The sequence below is a fragment of the Trichocoleus sp. DQ-A2 genome, assembly GCF_039961915.1.
Taxonomy (GTDB): Bacteria; Cyanobacteriota; Cyanobacteriia; order Cyanobacteriales; family FACHB-T130; genus FACHB-T130.
Genome location: NZ_JAMPKD010000011.1, coordinates 194470 through 210271 on the forward strand (window position 1 = coordinate 194470; position 15802 = coordinate 210271).

At 47.1% G+C, this 15802-nt stretch carries 15 protein-coding genes, 1 tRNA gene and 1 pseudogene; 7 read left to right on the forward strand and 10 right to left on the reverse strand.

What is annotated here, in order from left to right; all coding sequences use genetic code 11:
• Nucleotides 1-150 precede the first annotated feature (150 nt).
• The 6 genes from NC997_RS13325 (at nt 151) to NC997_RS13350 (ending at nt 6342) form a co-directional block, all read left to right on the forward strand.
• Entirely contained in the window at nt 151-1680 is a 1530-nt protein-coding gene (locus NC997_RS13325; protein WP_190412721.1) for an AAA family ATPase, read from the forward strand.
• Nucleotides 1677-2159 carry an SH3 domain-containing protein gene (locus tag NC997_RS13330; protein WP_190412720.1) on the forward strand — a complete coding sequence of 161 codons (483 nt, stop codon included), beginning with the start codon at nt 1677-1679 and terminating at the stop codon, nt 2157-2159. Before NC997_RS13325 ends, NC997_RS13330 begins: the two co-directional genes overlap by 4 nt.
• A gap of 209 nt (nt 2160-2368) precedes the next feature.
• Entirely contained in the window at nt 2369-2539 is a 171-nt protein-coding gene (locus NC997_RS13335) for a hypothetical protein (protein ID WP_190412719.1), read from the forward strand.
• 188 nt (nt 2540-2727) lie between these two features.
• Nucleotides 2728-3606 carry a peptidoglycan-binding protein gene (locus NC997_RS13340; protein ID WP_190527916.1) on the forward strand — a complete coding sequence of 293 codons (879 nt, stop codon included), beginning with the start codon at nt 2728-2730 and terminating at the stop codon, nt 3604-3606.
• A 62-nt stretch (nt 3607-3668) separates the two neighbouring features.
• Entirely contained in the window at nt 3669-4898 is a 1230-nt protein-coding gene (locus tag NC997_RS13345; RefSeq protein WP_190527919.1) for a peptidoglycan-binding protein, read from the forward strand.
• Between the two features lie 73 nt (nt 4899-4971).
• Entirely contained in the window at nt 4972-6342 is a 1371-nt protein-coding gene (locus tag NC997_RS13350; RefSeq protein WP_190527921.1) for a peptidoglycan-binding protein, read from the forward strand.
• 90 nt (nt 6343-6432) lie between these two features.
• Here NC997_RS13350 and NC997_RS13355 read toward each other — a convergent pair whose 3' ends face one another.
• The 4 genes from NC997_RS13355 to lipA all read right to left on the reverse strand — a co-directional run bounded on the left by NC997_RS13355 (nt 6433) and on the right by lipA (nt 10796).
• Nucleotides 6433-6888, reverse strand: coding sequence for a transcriptional repressor (locus tag NC997_RS13355; protein WP_190412715.1), 456 nt, complete (start codon nt 6886-6888; stop codon nt 6433-6435).
• A 383-nt stretch (nt 6889-7271) separates the two neighbouring features.
• Complete coding sequence (gene sigC / locus NC997_RS13360; RefSeq protein ID WP_190527923.1) at nt 7272-8549, reverse strand: RNA polymerase sigma factor SigC; 1278 nt, start codon at nt 8547-8549, stop codon at nt 7272-7274.
• A gap of 386 nt (nt 8550-8935) precedes the next feature.
• On the reverse strand, nt 8936-9919 hold the full coding sequence (locus NC997_RS13365; protein WP_190412713.1) for an NAD(P)H-dependent glycerol-3-phosphate dehydrogenase: 984 nt from the start codon (nt 9917-9919) through the stop codon (nt 8936-8938).
• The gene (gene lipA / locus NC997_RS13370) at nt 9912-10796 is read right to left on the reverse strand and encodes a lipoyl synthase (protein WP_190527926.1); all 885 of its coding nucleotides are present in this window, start codon (nt 10794-10796) and stop codon (nt 9912-9914) included. The genes NC997_RS13365 and lipA overlap by 8 nt, the downstream gene beginning before the upstream one ends.
• Before the next feature lie 137 nt (nt 10797-10933).
• Here lipA and NC997_RS13375 point away from each other — a divergent pair.
• Nucleotides 10934-11007, forward strand: a tRNA-Pro gene (locus tag NC997_RS13375).
• Between the two features lie 29 nt (nt 11008-11036).
• On the opposite strand, the gene NC997_RS13380 is transcribed toward NC997_RS13375, so the two are convergent.
• From NC997_RS13380 to nirB, 6 genes and pseudogenes are all read right to left on the reverse strand, one after another.
• Entirely contained in the window at nt 11037-11279 is a 243-nt protein-coding gene (locus NC997_RS13380; RefSeq protein WP_190527928.1) for a hypothetical protein, read from the reverse strand.
• Nucleotides 11280-11397: 118 nt separating this feature from the next.
• Complete coding sequence (locus NC997_RS13385) at nt 11398-11577, reverse strand: hypothetical protein (RefSeq protein WP_190527930.1); 180 nt, start codon at nt 11575-11577, stop codon at nt 11398-11400.
• Nucleotides 11578-11658: 81 nt separating this feature from the next.
• Nucleotides 11659-12227: pseudogene (locus NC997_RS13390) on the reverse strand (Uma2 family endonuclease).
• Nucleotides 12228-12327: 100 nt separating this feature from the next.
• The gene (gene nirD / locus NC997_RS13395) at nt 12328-12690 is read right to left on the reverse strand and encodes a nitrite reductase small subunit NirD (RefSeq protein WP_190412709.1); all 363 of its coding nucleotides are present in this window, start codon (nt 12688-12690) and stop codon (nt 12328-12330) included.
• 66 nt (nt 12691-12756) lie between these two features.
• On the reverse strand, nt 12757-13182 hold the full coding sequence (locus NC997_RS13400; protein ID WP_190527932.1) for a hypothetical protein: 426 nt from the start codon (nt 13180-13182) through the stop codon (nt 12757-12759).
• A gap of 44 nt (nt 13183-13226) precedes the next feature.
• Nucleotides 13227-15770: a nitrite reductase large subunit NirB gene (gene nirB / locus NC997_RS13405; RefSeq protein WP_190527934.1), complete on the reverse strand. Its 2544-nt coding sequence runs from the start codon at nt 15768-15770 to the stop codon at nt 13227-13229.
• Between the last annotated feature and the right edge of the window lie 32 nt (nt 15771-15802).

Genomic DNA, 15802 nt, shown 5'->3' on the forward strand with positions numbered 1-15802 from the left:
CAACTAATCAAGCAACAATGATTGTACGGGCGGGTTAAATGGAGAGAGTTTTGGGTTGCCAAGATTTTTGTTCGCGCCCCTACCAACTGACCACTGACCTGGAGACGCGACAACCGCAAGTCTTCTACCAACTGACATCCTATAACAGCTATGAGCTTCAGTGAAGAGTTTGAACTGCTGCTACGCGCCCGATATCCATTAATTTATATTCCAACTCCCGAAGAGGAACGAGTAGAAGTAGCGATCGCGCAGGTAGCTCAACGGTTAGGCGATCGCCCAGTCTATATCTGGGATTTTGTCGATGGCTATCAGGGCAACCCCAACGATGCCGGTTTTGGACGACGCAATCCGGTTCAAGCATTAGAATTTGTAGAAAAAGTGGCAGCATCTGCCCCAGGAATCTTTATTTTGCGGGATTTTTCCCGTTTTTTAGAAGATATATCAGTTTATCGCAAGCTGAGGAATCTGTCACGGCGTCTGAAATCCCAGCCGAAAAATATTGTCATCGTCGCGCCGCAAATTGCCATTCCAACGGACTTGAGTGAAGTCTTAACCATCCTGGAGTTTCCGTTGCCAGCGCCAGCTGAGATCAAGACAGAAGTGGAACGCTTACTCGGTGCCACAGGTAAATCCCTCACCAGCAAAATTTTGGATGAACTGGTGCGTTCCTGCCAAGGGCTATCGATGGAACGGATTCGTCGTGTCTTGGCACGCGCGATCGCGACTCACGGCGAATTGCGCCCTGAAGACGTGGAACTGGTGCTGGAAGAAAAGCGTCAAACCATTCGCCAGACGCAAATATTAGAGTTTTATTCGAGTAGCGAGAAAATTTCTGATATTGGCGGCTTAGATAACCTAAAAGACTGGCTGCTGCGGCGTGGTGGTTCCTTTTCAGAACGCGCAAGGCAATATGGTCTACCTTATCCCAGAGGGTTACTCCTAGTAGGAATTCAGGGAACCGGAAAATCGCTGACGGCAAAAGCGATCGCCCATCATTGGCACTTACCTTTATTACGCTTAGATGTAGGGCGTCTTTTTGGAGGATTGGTGGGAGAATCGGAATCTCGCACTCGGCAAATGATTCAACTAGCAGAAGCTTTAGCTCCTTGCGTACTGTGGATCGATGAAATTGACAAAGCTTTCTCTGGCATTGATGGCAAAAGCGATGCCGGAACAACTAGCCGCGTCTTTGGTACCTTTATTACTTGGCTGGCAGAAAAAACTTCACCTGTATTCGTCGTGGCGACTGCTAACAATATTCAAGCTTTACCCCCGGAAATGCTTCGCAAAGGCAGATTTGATGAAATCTTTTTTGTGGGTTTGCCCGAACAAGAGGAACGTCGCGCCATTTTTGCGGTACACTTATCCAGGCTGCGGCCTCACAACTTGAGTAGTTACGATCTCGATCGGGTAGCATACGAAACCCCCGATTTTTCTGGGGCAGAAATTGAGCAAACCTTGATAGAAGCGATGCACATTGGCTTTAGCCAGAATCGAGACTTCACTACCGATGATATTTTAGAAGCCGCCAGTCAGATTGTGCCCCTAGCTCGGACTGCCCAAGAGCAAATCCAGTTTTTGCAAGATTGGGCAGCCGCCGGTAAAGCCCGTATGGCATCGAGACACAGCCCTTTGAGTAGTCGCTTTCATCAGCTGCAACAACCGGAATCACAAGCATGAGTTGGTCGGGTTTAGCAAAATTTATAATTGGTTTCTTCCTAGCGATCGTCCTCCTCGCTGTGGGTGGTGGTGCTACCGCCTATTACTTCTTAACTAAACTGTCGGCTCCTCCGCCCAAGCCGGTTTATGCAAATGATAAACCAGAGGTAAAAGCCAAAGCTTCTCCTGGCGCTGTCAAGACAACATCGGCGTCCTCCGCTCAACCCAACCCAACGCCGACGCCCAGCACTGCTCCTGCTAAAGTGCTAGAACCTGGAGCGTATACCGCTCGCGTTACCTGGCGCGAAGGTTTAAGCTTACGAGAGGCACCAACTTTGGAAGCCAACCGCGTCGGTGGGGTCGGATACAATCAGCGGATTGTAGTCATCAAAGAAAGCGATGATAAAAGATGGCAACAGATCCGTCTGGAAGAGGGCGAACAACAAGGCTGGATCAAAGCCGGTAACATTGAGCGAGTTGAGACAGAACAACAGCAATAGGCGAAATCTGACAGAGATTTCAGTGCGGGGGATTGCAGTACAAGTATAGAGTTCCCCCGTTTCTGTAACCTTGGGACGTGTTAAGAAAATTAGCTTAATTTAAATCTTAATTGCAATATTCCAGCAACTTTTCAACCTACTAAAGTCTGGTGGTAGGTTGAAAAACTGTAAGTCACAGCTATTTTTAACTTGGCTGCTGGAGCGCAACAATGTTCAATAAAAACTCTCATCAAGATTTATTAGGATCTGCCGTTATCGCGGCATTGGGTGCTGGTATCGTTACTTCTTTTGCTGTAAGTCAAGGTCAACACCCGCTCGTAGCTTTAGGCATTACTGGTGTAGCGGTGATAGTTGCCTTAATTTTTGATGCTAAGGTTTAGTTTAATCGCTGAAAACGTCTAGAGTTTCTCAAAAACAAGACCTAGAAACCATCTAGCTTAAAGTATTCTCTCTGTAGTTAGTAAACAAAAAACGTGAAAATAACGTAAAATAAGCCAAAAATAGCAGTTAAAACTTCTCTGAAAACTTCAGTGAGTGGATTAGCTGCTAAGAGTTTTGCAGGACAAGAATGGAGACACTTGCCTATCTTTATGTAGCAGTAGCTTACGAGGAAACGACAGATCCTCTGGCTTTTCCAGTTATAGAAAAGTTAGAACTTTTTAAGGATCTCAATCGGCAAAAGCTTTCTAGCACCGCGACAAGCTATCTACTATCGCTGGCTCTAAATCTAGCTTTCCTCAGTTTGCTCCACAGTGCTAGCGCAATACAGATAGAGGATAGGGGTGCTGAAGTGACGGCTTTGCAAACAAACTTGATGGCAGCCAACTACTATAAGGGACCTGTCACTGGATACTACGGCAAGTTGACCGAGGCAGCGGTGAGGCGTTTCCAAGCGATCAGTGACTTAGATGCTGACGGCATCGCGGGTTCGGAGACCCTAGAAGCATTAAAGCGATATCTGGAGAGCAAAAGCAAGAAAAGTAAGCAGTCGCACAACACTCCGCAGACGAGTGCAATGAACATTGGTAAGCGCGGGTTGCGACTGGGCGATCGCGGTCGGGAAGTCATCGAAGCTCAGCAAAGGCTGAAAGCGGCTGGTTTTGATCCGGGTTCTATTGATGGAAAATTTGGCTGGAAAACAGAGCAAGCTGTGAAGCGCTTTCAAGTGGCGAGGGGTTTAAAGATTGACGGCATTATGGGGCGGGAAACCTGGTTTGCTGCCGGGTATCTTGCGACTTCAAATTCTCCTTACTCGGTGATCGTAATGGCTGAGACTACCGAAACGCTGCGCCAAGTGCGCCAGTATGTGCCGAATGCTTATCTGGATACTTCCAGTAGCGATTCAAATATTCAGGCAGGAGCATTTGCCACTGAGTCTGGGGCAGAACGTCAGTCAGAGATGTTGCGATCGCAAGGACTGAATGCACGAGTGGTATATCGTCGATAGAGAGTGCGATTTGATGCAATCAATCGGCTAGACTGGCGTTAAAATCTATGCTGTAAAAAGTAATGGAAACCCTTGCCTATCTTCATCTAGCCTTAGTCTACGAAACACCTGTACAAGAAGCCGGTGTTTCTCCGGTTGGGGAAAACCAGGAATTTCTGACCGGATTGAATTGGAAAAAACTTTCTAGCCACGCAACGATTCATTTTCTATCGATTGCCGTTGCCTTAGCGATGCTAGGAATCTCTTCTCAGGCGTTAGCACAGAGAACGCTAAAACAAGGCGATCGCGGTTCTGAGGTACGCGCATTACAACAGCAGTTACAGGCGCGAGGCTTTAGTGTGCCCGCCACTGGAAATTTTGGCTCGCAAACTAAAAATGCGGTGATTCGATTCCAGCAAGCCAATCGGCTCACACCAGATGGGATTGTGGGTCGAGGAACGAGGGCAGAATTATTTAATCAAGTTAGACCGACTATAAGCCAAAGCTTCAACAATGACCCGTTTACCCTGCCACCTCCGGACAGAACTCTGGACTCGCTTCCGGAAAACCCTACACTGTCTCCTCCCAACATCCCTACACTGAGAGCAGAAAATATCTATCCAGAAGATATCTATTCAGAAAATACCTATTCAGAAAATACCTATTCAGACATTAGGCTTGTCCAAGAACAGTTAGCACAGGCAGGATTCAACCCCGGTCGTATTGATGGAGTATTTGGTCGAAATACGGCGCAAGCTCTCAGGGAGTTCCAGGCAAGTGTAGGTTTATCCCCCAGCGGGACGATTACTTCAGAAACGCTGCGGGCACTAGACGACTACGTTGCCGGTCGTCCAAGTCAACAACTAAGCGACTACAGCAACCGGAACGACAGGAGTCGGAGAAGTCTCCAACCTGGCGATCGCGGTTCCGAGGTTGAGGATCTCCAACGGCGATTGAGCGATCAAGGCTTCAACCCTGATCGCATTGATGGGGTTTATGGTCCCGCTACCCAGCGAGCTGTCAGGCGGTTTCAGCAAGCTCGGCGTTTATACCCTGACGGCATTGCAGATGCACGAACTCTACAGGAATTAGGAATTAATTTTGCCGAGAATCGCTACGTGGTAGTCGTACCAGGGAATTACACAACATTGAATAAAGTCCTCCGCTATGTACCGAATGCGGATCTGGGGCCGAAATCGAAACGAGGTTCCTATGTAAATGCCGGGGCATTTTCCAATCGGCAGCTTGCCGAAAGCCGCTCCGAGCTACTGCGATCGCGCGGACTAGATGCACGGGTGGTATATCGCCCCTAGGCACTGGTATGGTATAGCTAGTTGATGAAATTGACCTTCTTAAACTGTCTATCAAGAGTTTGCCAGTAAAATTATGGAAACCCTTGCCTACCTGCATCTTGCCCTGGCCTACGAAGCATCTACGAACAGCGAGTTTCCTATAGTCTGGAATAGCCAAAAAATTTTTGAAGGACTGAACCGCCAAAAGCTGTCTAGTAGAGCGAGTTTGTCTCTGCTATCGCTTTTTGTCTCACTGAGCCTCTTGGGAATGTCTCAAGCTTTAGCAATACTTGAGCCAGGAAACACCGGCGCGGAGGTAGCCACTCTCCAGCAGCGCTTGCAGCAGCTAGGCTATTTCAAAGCAGGTATCACAGGCAATTTTGGCCCGATTACAACGGAAGCTGTGATCCAATTCCAGAAAGCTAATGGGCTGGAACCGGATGGCATTGTGGGACCGCGAACCGAAGCCGCCTTACAGAAGAAGCGAGGCAAGCCAATTCAGGCGCAGACCAGCCAATCTCGGCAGGTCAGACAGGTCAGCCGCCAACGTTTCCAGTCTGTCAGGCAACGTCCGCAGCCGGTCAGCAAGGCTTCTCAGGTCAGCCAACGTCCGAGGAGTGGAGTCCTACAGGAAGGAGACAGCGGTCCGGAGGTAGTAGCGCTCCAGCAACGGTTGCAAAAACAGGGCTATTTTCAAGCAAATATCACTGGCTATTATGGCCCGATCACAAAAGCAGCTGTTAACCGATTTCAGCAAGCGGCGGGAATGCCAGTAGATGGCATTGTCGGTTCGGATACCCAGGCAGCTTTGATAGGTGTGGGAGGCGGAGAGGATCGGACTCCGCCTAAAAATATCGCTTCTAGTGGGCAGATCCTACAATTAGGCAGTAACAACCGGCAGGTGGTAGAACTCCAGCGACGGTTGCGGAAACTGGGAATTTTGCAAGGGGCCATGACTGGCTACTTTGATCAAGACACCAAAGATGCCGTAATTCAGTTTCAGAAATCGCAAGGTTTAACAGCTGATGGAATCGCTAGACCCAATACTATATTGGCTCTGAAAAATACAAGCGATCGCTTTAATACAGCTTCTAGCGGACAGATCCTACAGTTAGGCAGTAACAACCGGGAGGTGGTAGAACTCCAGCGACGGTTGCGGCAGATGGGAATTTTTCAAGGTGCCATGACTGGCTACTTCGATCAAGACACCAAAGACGCCGTGATTCAGTTTCAGAAATCGCAAGGTTTAACAGCTGATGGAATCGCTAGACCCGATACTATATTGGCTCTGGAAAATACAAGCGATCGCTTTAATGTATTGTCTTTACAAAAGCGTCTGAAAGAAAACGGCTTTTATCGCGGACCATTAAATGGGGTTTTCGAGGCGCAAACCAAAGCAGCAGTTGAAGCTGCCCAACGTGCTTATGGTCTCAGCGCTGATGACATCGTCAAGGGACGTTTTTAAACAAACATAGCAATTAGCGATTAGCTATACTACTAGCTAATCGCTATGGTGGAAGTGGTGCATCCCGCCCTAACCCTACTCGATCGCTTTTTAAATAGGTAGTAAGGCCCGCTGACAAGTCGGACAGATAGCGTGAATTGTCATCTGACAGTCAAGCAGGTGATACCCTTCTTTTCTGGCTGTTCGGGTGCCGGTTTTCAAAATCGAGTCATTTTTGAATTCAATCGTCTTGTTACACCGAACACATATCAAATGGTGATGGTGATGCGGGTAAGGTTGATTGAGTTCGTAATGCTTATGTCCTTCCGCTAGTTCAAGTTCGCGCAAAATGCCTAGCCGAGCCATTAACTTTAAGGTTCGGTAAATGGTGGATAAGCTTATGTCCTCACCTTCACTGTGCAACAACTCGTGGAGGTCTTCAGCACTAAGATGCTGACCTCTGGGAAGATGTTGAAAGACATTCAGGATGGTTTCCCGTTGGGGAGTTAAACGCCAGCCCCGCTCGTTCAGTTCAGCCTTGAGTGAGGTTGCTGTGTAGAAAGACATGTTGACCTTCTCAAGAAAGTAGCCCTATTGAGAAGAATAGCGAATTCCTAGAATATTTGCAACAATCGAAGCTTATTGAGAATAATATTTAATAAGAAACAAGGCGAAGAAATAGGGAAAGCAACTGGAAAAAGGAAGCAAGATAAGTTAAGAATTATATCTTTTGCTTTTTTCTTTTTTCCTTTTGACCACTGCTGTGAGTGTCAGTTGTTACTTGTGGGATCTAGTTTTATGCCTTGTCCCTGCTGGGTGCAGTATTTACCGCTTTTTACCACTGCTTGCCGCTCCCTGACTTTCTATATTTGAAATCACAAAACCCTCCTTAAAAAGGGGGGTTTTGAGAAATTAGTATTGGGCAGTTGTGAAAATGAAATTACTATTTCTTAGCCCAAGGACTCCAGATAGTCGCGTACACGGTTGCGGCGCTTGGGTTGCCGCAACTTTTGTAAAGCTTTGGCTTCAATTTGACGAACTCGTTCTCTAGATAAATCCAGAGCGCGACCAATTTCTGCCAAGGAGTAAGGATGACCATCTCCTAAGCCAAACCGCATCCGAATCACATCTCGCTCGCGGCTGGTGAGATCGGCAAGCAGCTGCTGCAAATCTCGGTGTAAAGCTTCTCGCATCAACACTTCTTCGGGAGATATGCTGTCTGTTTCCAGCAAGTCCCCTAGTTCCGTGTCTTTCTCCTTTCCTACTTTAATTTCTAAAGAGACAGAACGAGGCACCCGAAGTAAAACTTCCCGTACCTGCTCCGGTGTCATTTCTAACTCAACGCCGATATCCTCAATGCTTGCCGTGCGACCTTTTTCTTGAGAAATTTTGCGCTGAGCTTTCTTAATTTTGTTGAGCTTTTCGGTGATGTGAACCGGCAGGCGGATAGTACGACTTTGAGTCGCGATCGCTCTGGTAATTCCTTGACGAATCCACCAGTAAGCATAGGTGCTAAACCGATAACCCTTGGTCGGATCGAACTTCTCAACCGCCCGTTCTAGCCCAAGGGTTCCTTCCTGGACTAAATCCAACAATTCCAGTCCGCGATTTTGATACTTCTTCGCCACAGAAACCACTAGACGCAGGTTGGCCTTGATCATGTGTTCTTTGGCGCGAATGCCAGTGGCCTGAATCCGCTCTAGCTCTTCAACTGCCAGACCTGCTACTTCTGCCCAGCGACGCTTCCCAGCAGCTAATGTAGGCTTCAGGTTGCTCAGCTCAATACCCGCTTCCGTCGCCCACCGTTCCAAAGAAGGACGGTGCCCCAACTGAGATGCTAGACGATCGTGTACTTCAATCAGATGCACATACGGCTGAATCACTGGATCTGCCTGGTTGGCAGTATCATTTCTCAGCTCCAGCAACCGCATATGACGCTGGACTTTTTGAGCTTCCGAGACTTCCTCATCTCGCCCTAGTAACCGAACCCGGCCAATTTCCTGAAGATATAACCGAACCAGATCGGTAGTACGACGGCTGGCAGTTGCCCGTAGAGATGCCTCGCCGAGTCGCCCGTACTCTGCATCTAGACCTTCCATCTCAGGGCTATCGAGATCATCCACCGGGGGTCGAGCATCGTCGTTCAACACGGCAGACCCAAAGTTGTAATTTGGCAACTCGGAGTCAAATTCTGTATCTGTCTCTGCATAAAAAGGAGTGGCTGGCATAGGGATCTCTCAATTGCGTCCGGAATAGTCTTTCAATTAATCACTTCACTACTTATTGCTAGAATTCCCACCCTCCAGGACGAAACAGCTAATGCTTACCTTTCTGTTACTTTCTGTTACATCTAGCTGCATGACACTTACTAAATTCATCGATATCGATGGTTATGCAGGTAGGGACGACGTGACATTCAGAAAAACCTGTCTCTAGTAGGATTCAGATTTCTATCTTTGGGTAGTATAGGCAGCGCTCAATCTTAGAGTAGTGATTTGGGTCAAAGGCCAAGTTAATCTACATCACCAATTGAAGGATTTCCTGAAAAATCCCTAGGGTTAAGAAAGAATATTGGCTCAAAGAGTTCCCTATAGATGGTTTTAAGGGCTAAAACCTAGCTATACTCAGGTTTGCTGTCTCTTAGCATGAGTGCTTCAACTGCTGAGAGTGGGGTAACTTCCCCTTTGAGCAAGCGATAGACTTGGTAAGAAATCGGAACTGAAATTTCTTCTCGATCCGCTCGTTGAATCAGCACGGAAGCGGTGTTGACCCCTTCAGCGGTTCCTTCCAGCTCGGTTAAAACTTCGGAGAGTGTCTTACCTTGAGCCAACCTGTAACCAACCTGATAATTGCGACTGAGACTGCTGTTGCAGGTGGCGAGTAAGTCACCAAGTCCTGACAATCCATAAAACGTTTCAGGTTGTGCCCCCCAGCAGTTGCCGATGCGGATGATTTCAGTAAGACCACGGGTTAACAAAGCGGCTTTGGCATTCGTTCCCAGTTGCAAACCATCACAAGTACCGGCAGCGATCGCCATCACGTTTTTTAGCGTTCCGCCGAGTTCCACTCCCAAAGGATCAGCATTGGTATAAACCCGAAAACTGGGGGACGAAAACACCGCTTGCACCGACGAGGCAGCGGCAGCATCCCGGCTGGCTACCACCGTAGCAGCTGGCAATCCTTGTTGAATTTCTTTAGCAAGATTTGGCCCCGATAGAACGACCACTGGGCGAGTCGGAAATGCCGCCTGCCATATTTGTGAAGGGGTGCAGGTAGTGACAGGATCTAATCCTTTGGTAGCGGTGACGAAAATTGGCTTAGAAGAGACAGCCTTTTGTACATTCGCCGCAACCTCGCCGACACCTTTCATCGAGATGGCGGATAAAACAATTTCAGCATTCTCTAGAACCGCCTCTAAGCATAGGGAAGACTGACGCGACCACACACGGACGTGATGACCGTTCTGAGATGCGAGAGAGGCAAGGGTCGTACCCCAAGCGCCCGATCCAAGAATCGCTATGGTGAGTTTTGAGTTTTGACCTTTCGCTTCCCTCAAGGGAATCGTTTTGATTGAGTTAGAGGAGTTCTGGTCACTCATAACTCTTGAATCGAGGATAGCGTTCCATCAATTCCCGCACCTGTTCGGCATGATAAGAACTCCGAGTCAGGGGAGAGGAGACGATTTGCAGGAAACCCAGCGACTCGCCAAACTGTCTCCAAGCATCAAACTGAGCAGGTGTGACAAAGCCATCGACTTTCAAATGTTTTTGGGAGGGTTGGAGATATTGCCCAATCGTCAAAATATCGCAATCGACATCTCGTAAATCTTGCATTACCTGCCGGATTTCGGCGTCAGTTTCTCCCAGCCCTACCATCAAACCAGATTTTGTGTAAACCCAAGGGGCTAACTCGCGGGTTCGATGTAGTAGTTCGAGCGATCGCTGATAATTCCCTTGAGGACGCACCCGCCGGTAAAGACTGGGAACCGTTTCTGTATTGTGGTTTAGTACTTCCGGCGCTGCCTGGAGGATTGTTTCGAGTGCCCCCCAGTTGCCGCACAAGTCAGGAATCAATACCTCAATTGTCGTCTTTGGTGAGGTGGCGCGTACCGCTTGAATGCAGCGGACAAACTGAGACGCACCGCCATCCGGCAAGTCATCCCGGTTCACGGAGGTAATTACGACATGATTGAGTCGGAGTCGTCTAACTGCCTCCGCCAAGTTTTCTGGTTCCGTGGGGTCAAGCGCTTTGGGCTTTTTCTCAAAGTCGATATCGCAATAGGGGCAAGCCCGCGTGCAGGCTGGCCCCATAATTAAGAATGTCGCTGTACCGGCTTGGAAACACTCGCCGATGTTGGGGCAAGAGGCTTCCTCACAAACGGTATTCAGCCCCAAATCCCGCAAAATTTCTTTAACACTACCGACCCGTTCCCCCTGAGGCGCTTTGACGCGCAACCAATCTGGTTTAACAGCCACAACCCGCTTTTTCCACTTTCAGTCATACAGAGTTTATCGTAGCAAGCAACGGACTCAGTGAATTAATTTCTGGTGGAGTGGGTTGGTGATTTGGGATTTGGCGTGATATTGTGGATCTAGTTTGTCACTTATGACAACGGGATGTAGCGCAGCTTGGTAGCGCACCTCGTTCGGGACGAGGGGGTCGCAGGTTCAAATCCTGTCATCCCGATTTTGATTTTTTGAATGACACTTGCGATGTCATCCTGAAGTGCGTCCAATAATTCTCATTTGACGATCGACAACGTTACCCCTAGACTCCTCAACAGAGGTATCGGGAACAAGTTCATCAACGTTGTCATAATCATGAGTTGCGTCATTTAGATCCGATTCCTCAGAATAATCGGCACGTGCGGTATCGGGGCCAGCATCAGGGGTGAGAAACCCGCTGCCAGTGTTGTCAGCGCCGACAGCATCAACGTGCTTTGGTCGATTTGAAAACATTGTTTTTCCTCGGGCTATAAGGCACAAATGAGATTTCATAACTACAGATTTTTTCTGTCAGTTATGTCTCAAGTGTTGAAATTTTATTGCCGCTATACATCAGCCTGAAGGCTTAGACTCAGTTGAGAGCGATCGCACTTTGCTGATGGAGCGAGATGGGGTGCGATCGCATCTTGACCCCGTTGTCAGCCAGTAATTTTGCTCTGGCTAGATGTATTTTTTTAGGGGTGGGTGGGGACACTGAATGAGGGAAGCGATCGCGCCTTGAGCGTTGCGCTTCACTCCACTCAGGATGCAAAATAACAACTTATTAGACTTTTAAAACAGCTTCTAAAAGTAAGCACAGCTAGTGGAGATCGCCTTTTTCCCTACCACTTTCCTACACAAAAAACCGAGCCACAGTGCAGGTAAAATCTGGCAATAGAGGTGAACTTAACTCATCATTATTTAGTAGCGTTGCTATCAATTTTAGCGTCGCATTTCGCGGTGGTAGATTTCAACTTGTTGCAAGCGCCAATCGGCAATCCAATACTCTTGGACTCCCCGTGATGCGTAAAGTTTGAGTTTAGGTTCTCTATCTTGGCGTTCATTCTCTATACCAGGTGATAACACTTCCACCACTAATTCTGGTGCGCCTGTTAGATGTCCCGCCTCGTCTAGCAATACAGCTAATCTTCCGTTACTAGCCCACACTACATCTGGTATGACGTTATCTGATTCGCTGAATAGCACACCCGGAGTGATGCTGGCTTGCCCTAAACCACTAAAAACAGACCAAGCATCGACTTCTCAACAGATGTTGAAGCAGGTGCGTTGATGCTTCCAGTGGGGCGCTCTGGTCATAAACAACTCTCCATTAATAATCTCATAGCGCGTGCCTTCGTTTTCAGGTAAGAGGTTGATATCTGTAGTAGCCCAACGCACTCCATTAGTTACCGTAGGCTGCATAGGAGAACTCCTTTTCATTAGCTGTATATATAGTAGTATCCCTATTAAAGAACCCGGTTTCTCTTCTGAAACCGGGTTCTTTGATGAAATGTAGCAGTAGTTATTCGCTAATAGCTACCTGCACTTTATCTTCCACCACTCTTACAGGAAAAGTAGGAACGCTTACGGTTTCATCGTCTAAGCATTCTCCGGTGAGCAAGTTAAAATTTTGCTTGTAGATGGGGGATGCAACTTTGGGAATGCCATTGCGATCGCCTAAAATTCCCCGCGATAGGACAAAGGCTTTACTAAAGGGATCGTAATTGCCTAGCGCAAATACATCAGTTTCTTGTCCCACACGGAAAATTGCCACTTGTTGATCTTCAACTAAAGCACAAACTCCAGTGTTGGGCGCGATCGCTGACAGCGGACAAATATCAACCCATGTAGAAATTGTCTGACGAATCGGTAATGCTTGAACCATTTTCTTTTCCTATTGATTAACGGGTTGGTGTAGCCTAGCTTGAAAAATTCAACACATTGCAGCAATTCAAACTAACTCAAAAACTCGCTCTTTGGTTATTTGAACCGTACTGCATAGTTCGCTTAACACAGGTTCCAAATACAGCACGGCTGCAATGTTATTTCTGCCTGATTCCTGCTGCTTACGCCTAATTTCTTCTAGGTCAACGGAATGTTTCTTGACACGAAACATTCCTATATACTTCCACCTAGCTCGATGTAGCTTGAGGAACACTGGAATAGCACCTCCTTGTTGGCAGAGTATCTCAGCTTTCTGTTTTACTTTTGGTGAATCTTCTACCAAAACTTCATCAGGAGCTTTTGAGTCCAGGGTAGGCTTAAAACATCCACACACAATCTTTCCAGCACGCTGAGGAAGATAAGTTTGGAGTTCTCCACCCAATGCAGAATGAATTTGATAGCGTGTGTATGTTTTTCCTAGTTGAAATAACATCAGTTTTTTTAAACTGTAGGTAATGCACCAGAGCAACAGTCAGCTTATTCGGAAATACCAACTAAAACCTTCTCGTGGTCATAAGCTGGACGTTTTTGCCCCCGTTCCTCTACATGAACTAAACCAGGATCGGGTTGGTCAGAATTGACAAAGTGACGGAATCGCTTCACTTTTTCTGGATCTTCAATTGTGGCTTTCCACTCACACTGATAGGTATTGACAAGATGCTGCATTTCTGATTCTAATTCAGCACAAATGCCCAGAGAATCTTCAATAACTACCTGCTTCAGGTACTCGATGCCTCCTTCCAGCTTATTGAACCAAGTTGCAGTGCGTTCTAGTCGATTCGCGGTGCGAATATAGAACATCAAGAACCGATCCAAATATTTAATCAGCGTTTCCTTGTCAATATCTGTTGCTAACAAAACTGCGTGTTGTGGCTTCATTCCACCATTGCCACATACATACAAATTCCAGCCATTTTCGGTAGCAATGATCCCAAAATCCTTGCTTTGAGCTTCAGCACACTCGCGGGTACAACCGGATACAGCTGATTTTAATTTGTGGGGCGATCGCAAGCCTCGATATCGCAGTTCGATCTCAATCGCCAAAGTGGTTGAATCCTGAACCCCAAAGCGGCACCAGGTGCTACCTACACAAGATTTGACCGTGCGGAGTGCCTTCCCATAAGCGTGTCCCGATTCAAATCCAGCATCTATCAGCCGCTGCCAAATTTGGGGTAATTGATCTACCCGCGCACCTAATAAATCGATCCGCTGTCCGCCTGTAATTTTGGTATAAAGACCAAAATCTTTAGCAACTTCTCCCAACACAATTAGCTGATCTGGCGTTAGTTCACCACCGGGAACTCTGGGGATTACTGAATAAGTTCCATCCTTCTGAATATTTGCCAAGTAATAATCATTGGTATCCTGCAACCCAACGTGAGGCATTTCCAAAATATACTCGTTCCAAGTAGAAGCGAGAATAGAGGCTACAGCAGGCTTACAAATTTCACAACCCTTACCTTTTCCATGTTTTTGAATTAAATCTTCAAAAGTAAGGATTTTTTGAGAACGTACTAAGTGATAAAGTTCTTGACGGGAATAGGCGAAGTGTTCGCAGAGATGATTTTTTACCTCTATCCCGGCTTTCTTCATCTCAGCTTTGAGGATATCTGTCACCAGTGGCACGCAACCGCCGCAACCTGTCCCCGCTTGAGTGCATTTCTTGACACTGGCAATATCGGTGAGTTTCCCTGCTTGGATAGCGCTACAAATTTGCTCTTTGCTGACATTATTGCAAGAGCAAATTTGGGCAGTATCTGGTAAACTCTCCACACCCATACCGACTGTGGCAGACTTGCCTTCGCGGGGTGGCATCAGCAAATCTTCTGGATGAGGTGGGAGCGCGATCGCATTCTGCACAAATTGCAGCAGCGTACCGTAAGCTGAAGCATCTCCTACTAAAATTCCGCCTAAAAGATGGCTACCATCTTCATTTAGAACCAGTTTTTTGTAAACACCCTGGATGCTATCAGTAATGGCAATTTCTTTAGCGCCGGGAGATTTGGCAAAGGCATCCCCGAAACTGGCAACATCCACTCCCAACAGTTTGAGTTTGGTGGACATATCCGCGCCGGTAAAGCTGCTCGTCCCTGTTTTGCTCAGGATATCTGCCGCTACGCTTGCCATTGTATAGCCAGGAGCGACTAAGCCGTAGATACGATTTTGATAGAGGGCGCATTCTCCAATGGCATAAATATTTGGATCTGAAGTTTGGCAAGAATCGTTGATAACGATCCCGCCGCGATCGCCTACTGCTAATCCACATCCTCTCGCGATTTCATCGCGAGGGCGGATTCCCGCAGAAAAGACAATCATATCTGTCTCTAACTCTTCACCATCAGCAAAGGTCATTTTAATAACCTTGCCATCAATGCTGACAATTTCCGTTGTAGATTTACTGGTATGAATTGAAACCCCAACTTCTTCTATCTTGTTGCGAAGGATGCTGCCACCGACATCATCAATTTGTAGTGGCATTAATCTGGGTGCGAACTCAACAACATGGGTTTTTAAACCCATATTTTTGAGAGCGTTCGCACATTCCAAACCTAATAATCCACCCCCAACGACGACACCAGTTTGGCAATTTTTCGCATAGGATGACATTGCCTCAAGGTCATCTATTGTCCGGTAGACAAAATTACCTTTCGCATCATTCCCTTTAATTGGCGGTACAAAAGGATAGGAGCCTGTTGCTAGAACAATTTTGTCATAGGCGATTGTTATACCATTCGCTGATGTAACTGTTTTTTCTTCCCGGTTAATCGCAACTGCCTTATCACCGATATGAATCTCAACTCCATTTTCTTGGTACAAACCTGGTTGAACTAATGATAAATCTGCCGCAGTTTTGCCCGAAAAGAAGCTACTCAAATTAACCCGATCGTAAGCAACACGCGGCTCTTCGCAAAATGCGATCAAGTTCCATTCCTGCGCCGCTCCCTTGGCGATCATCAGTTCTAGAAACTTGTGTCCTACCATACCGTTGCCAATAACAATAAGATTCTTTTTGCCGGTCATGCAGTTTTATAACGCCTATTTTTACAATCTTC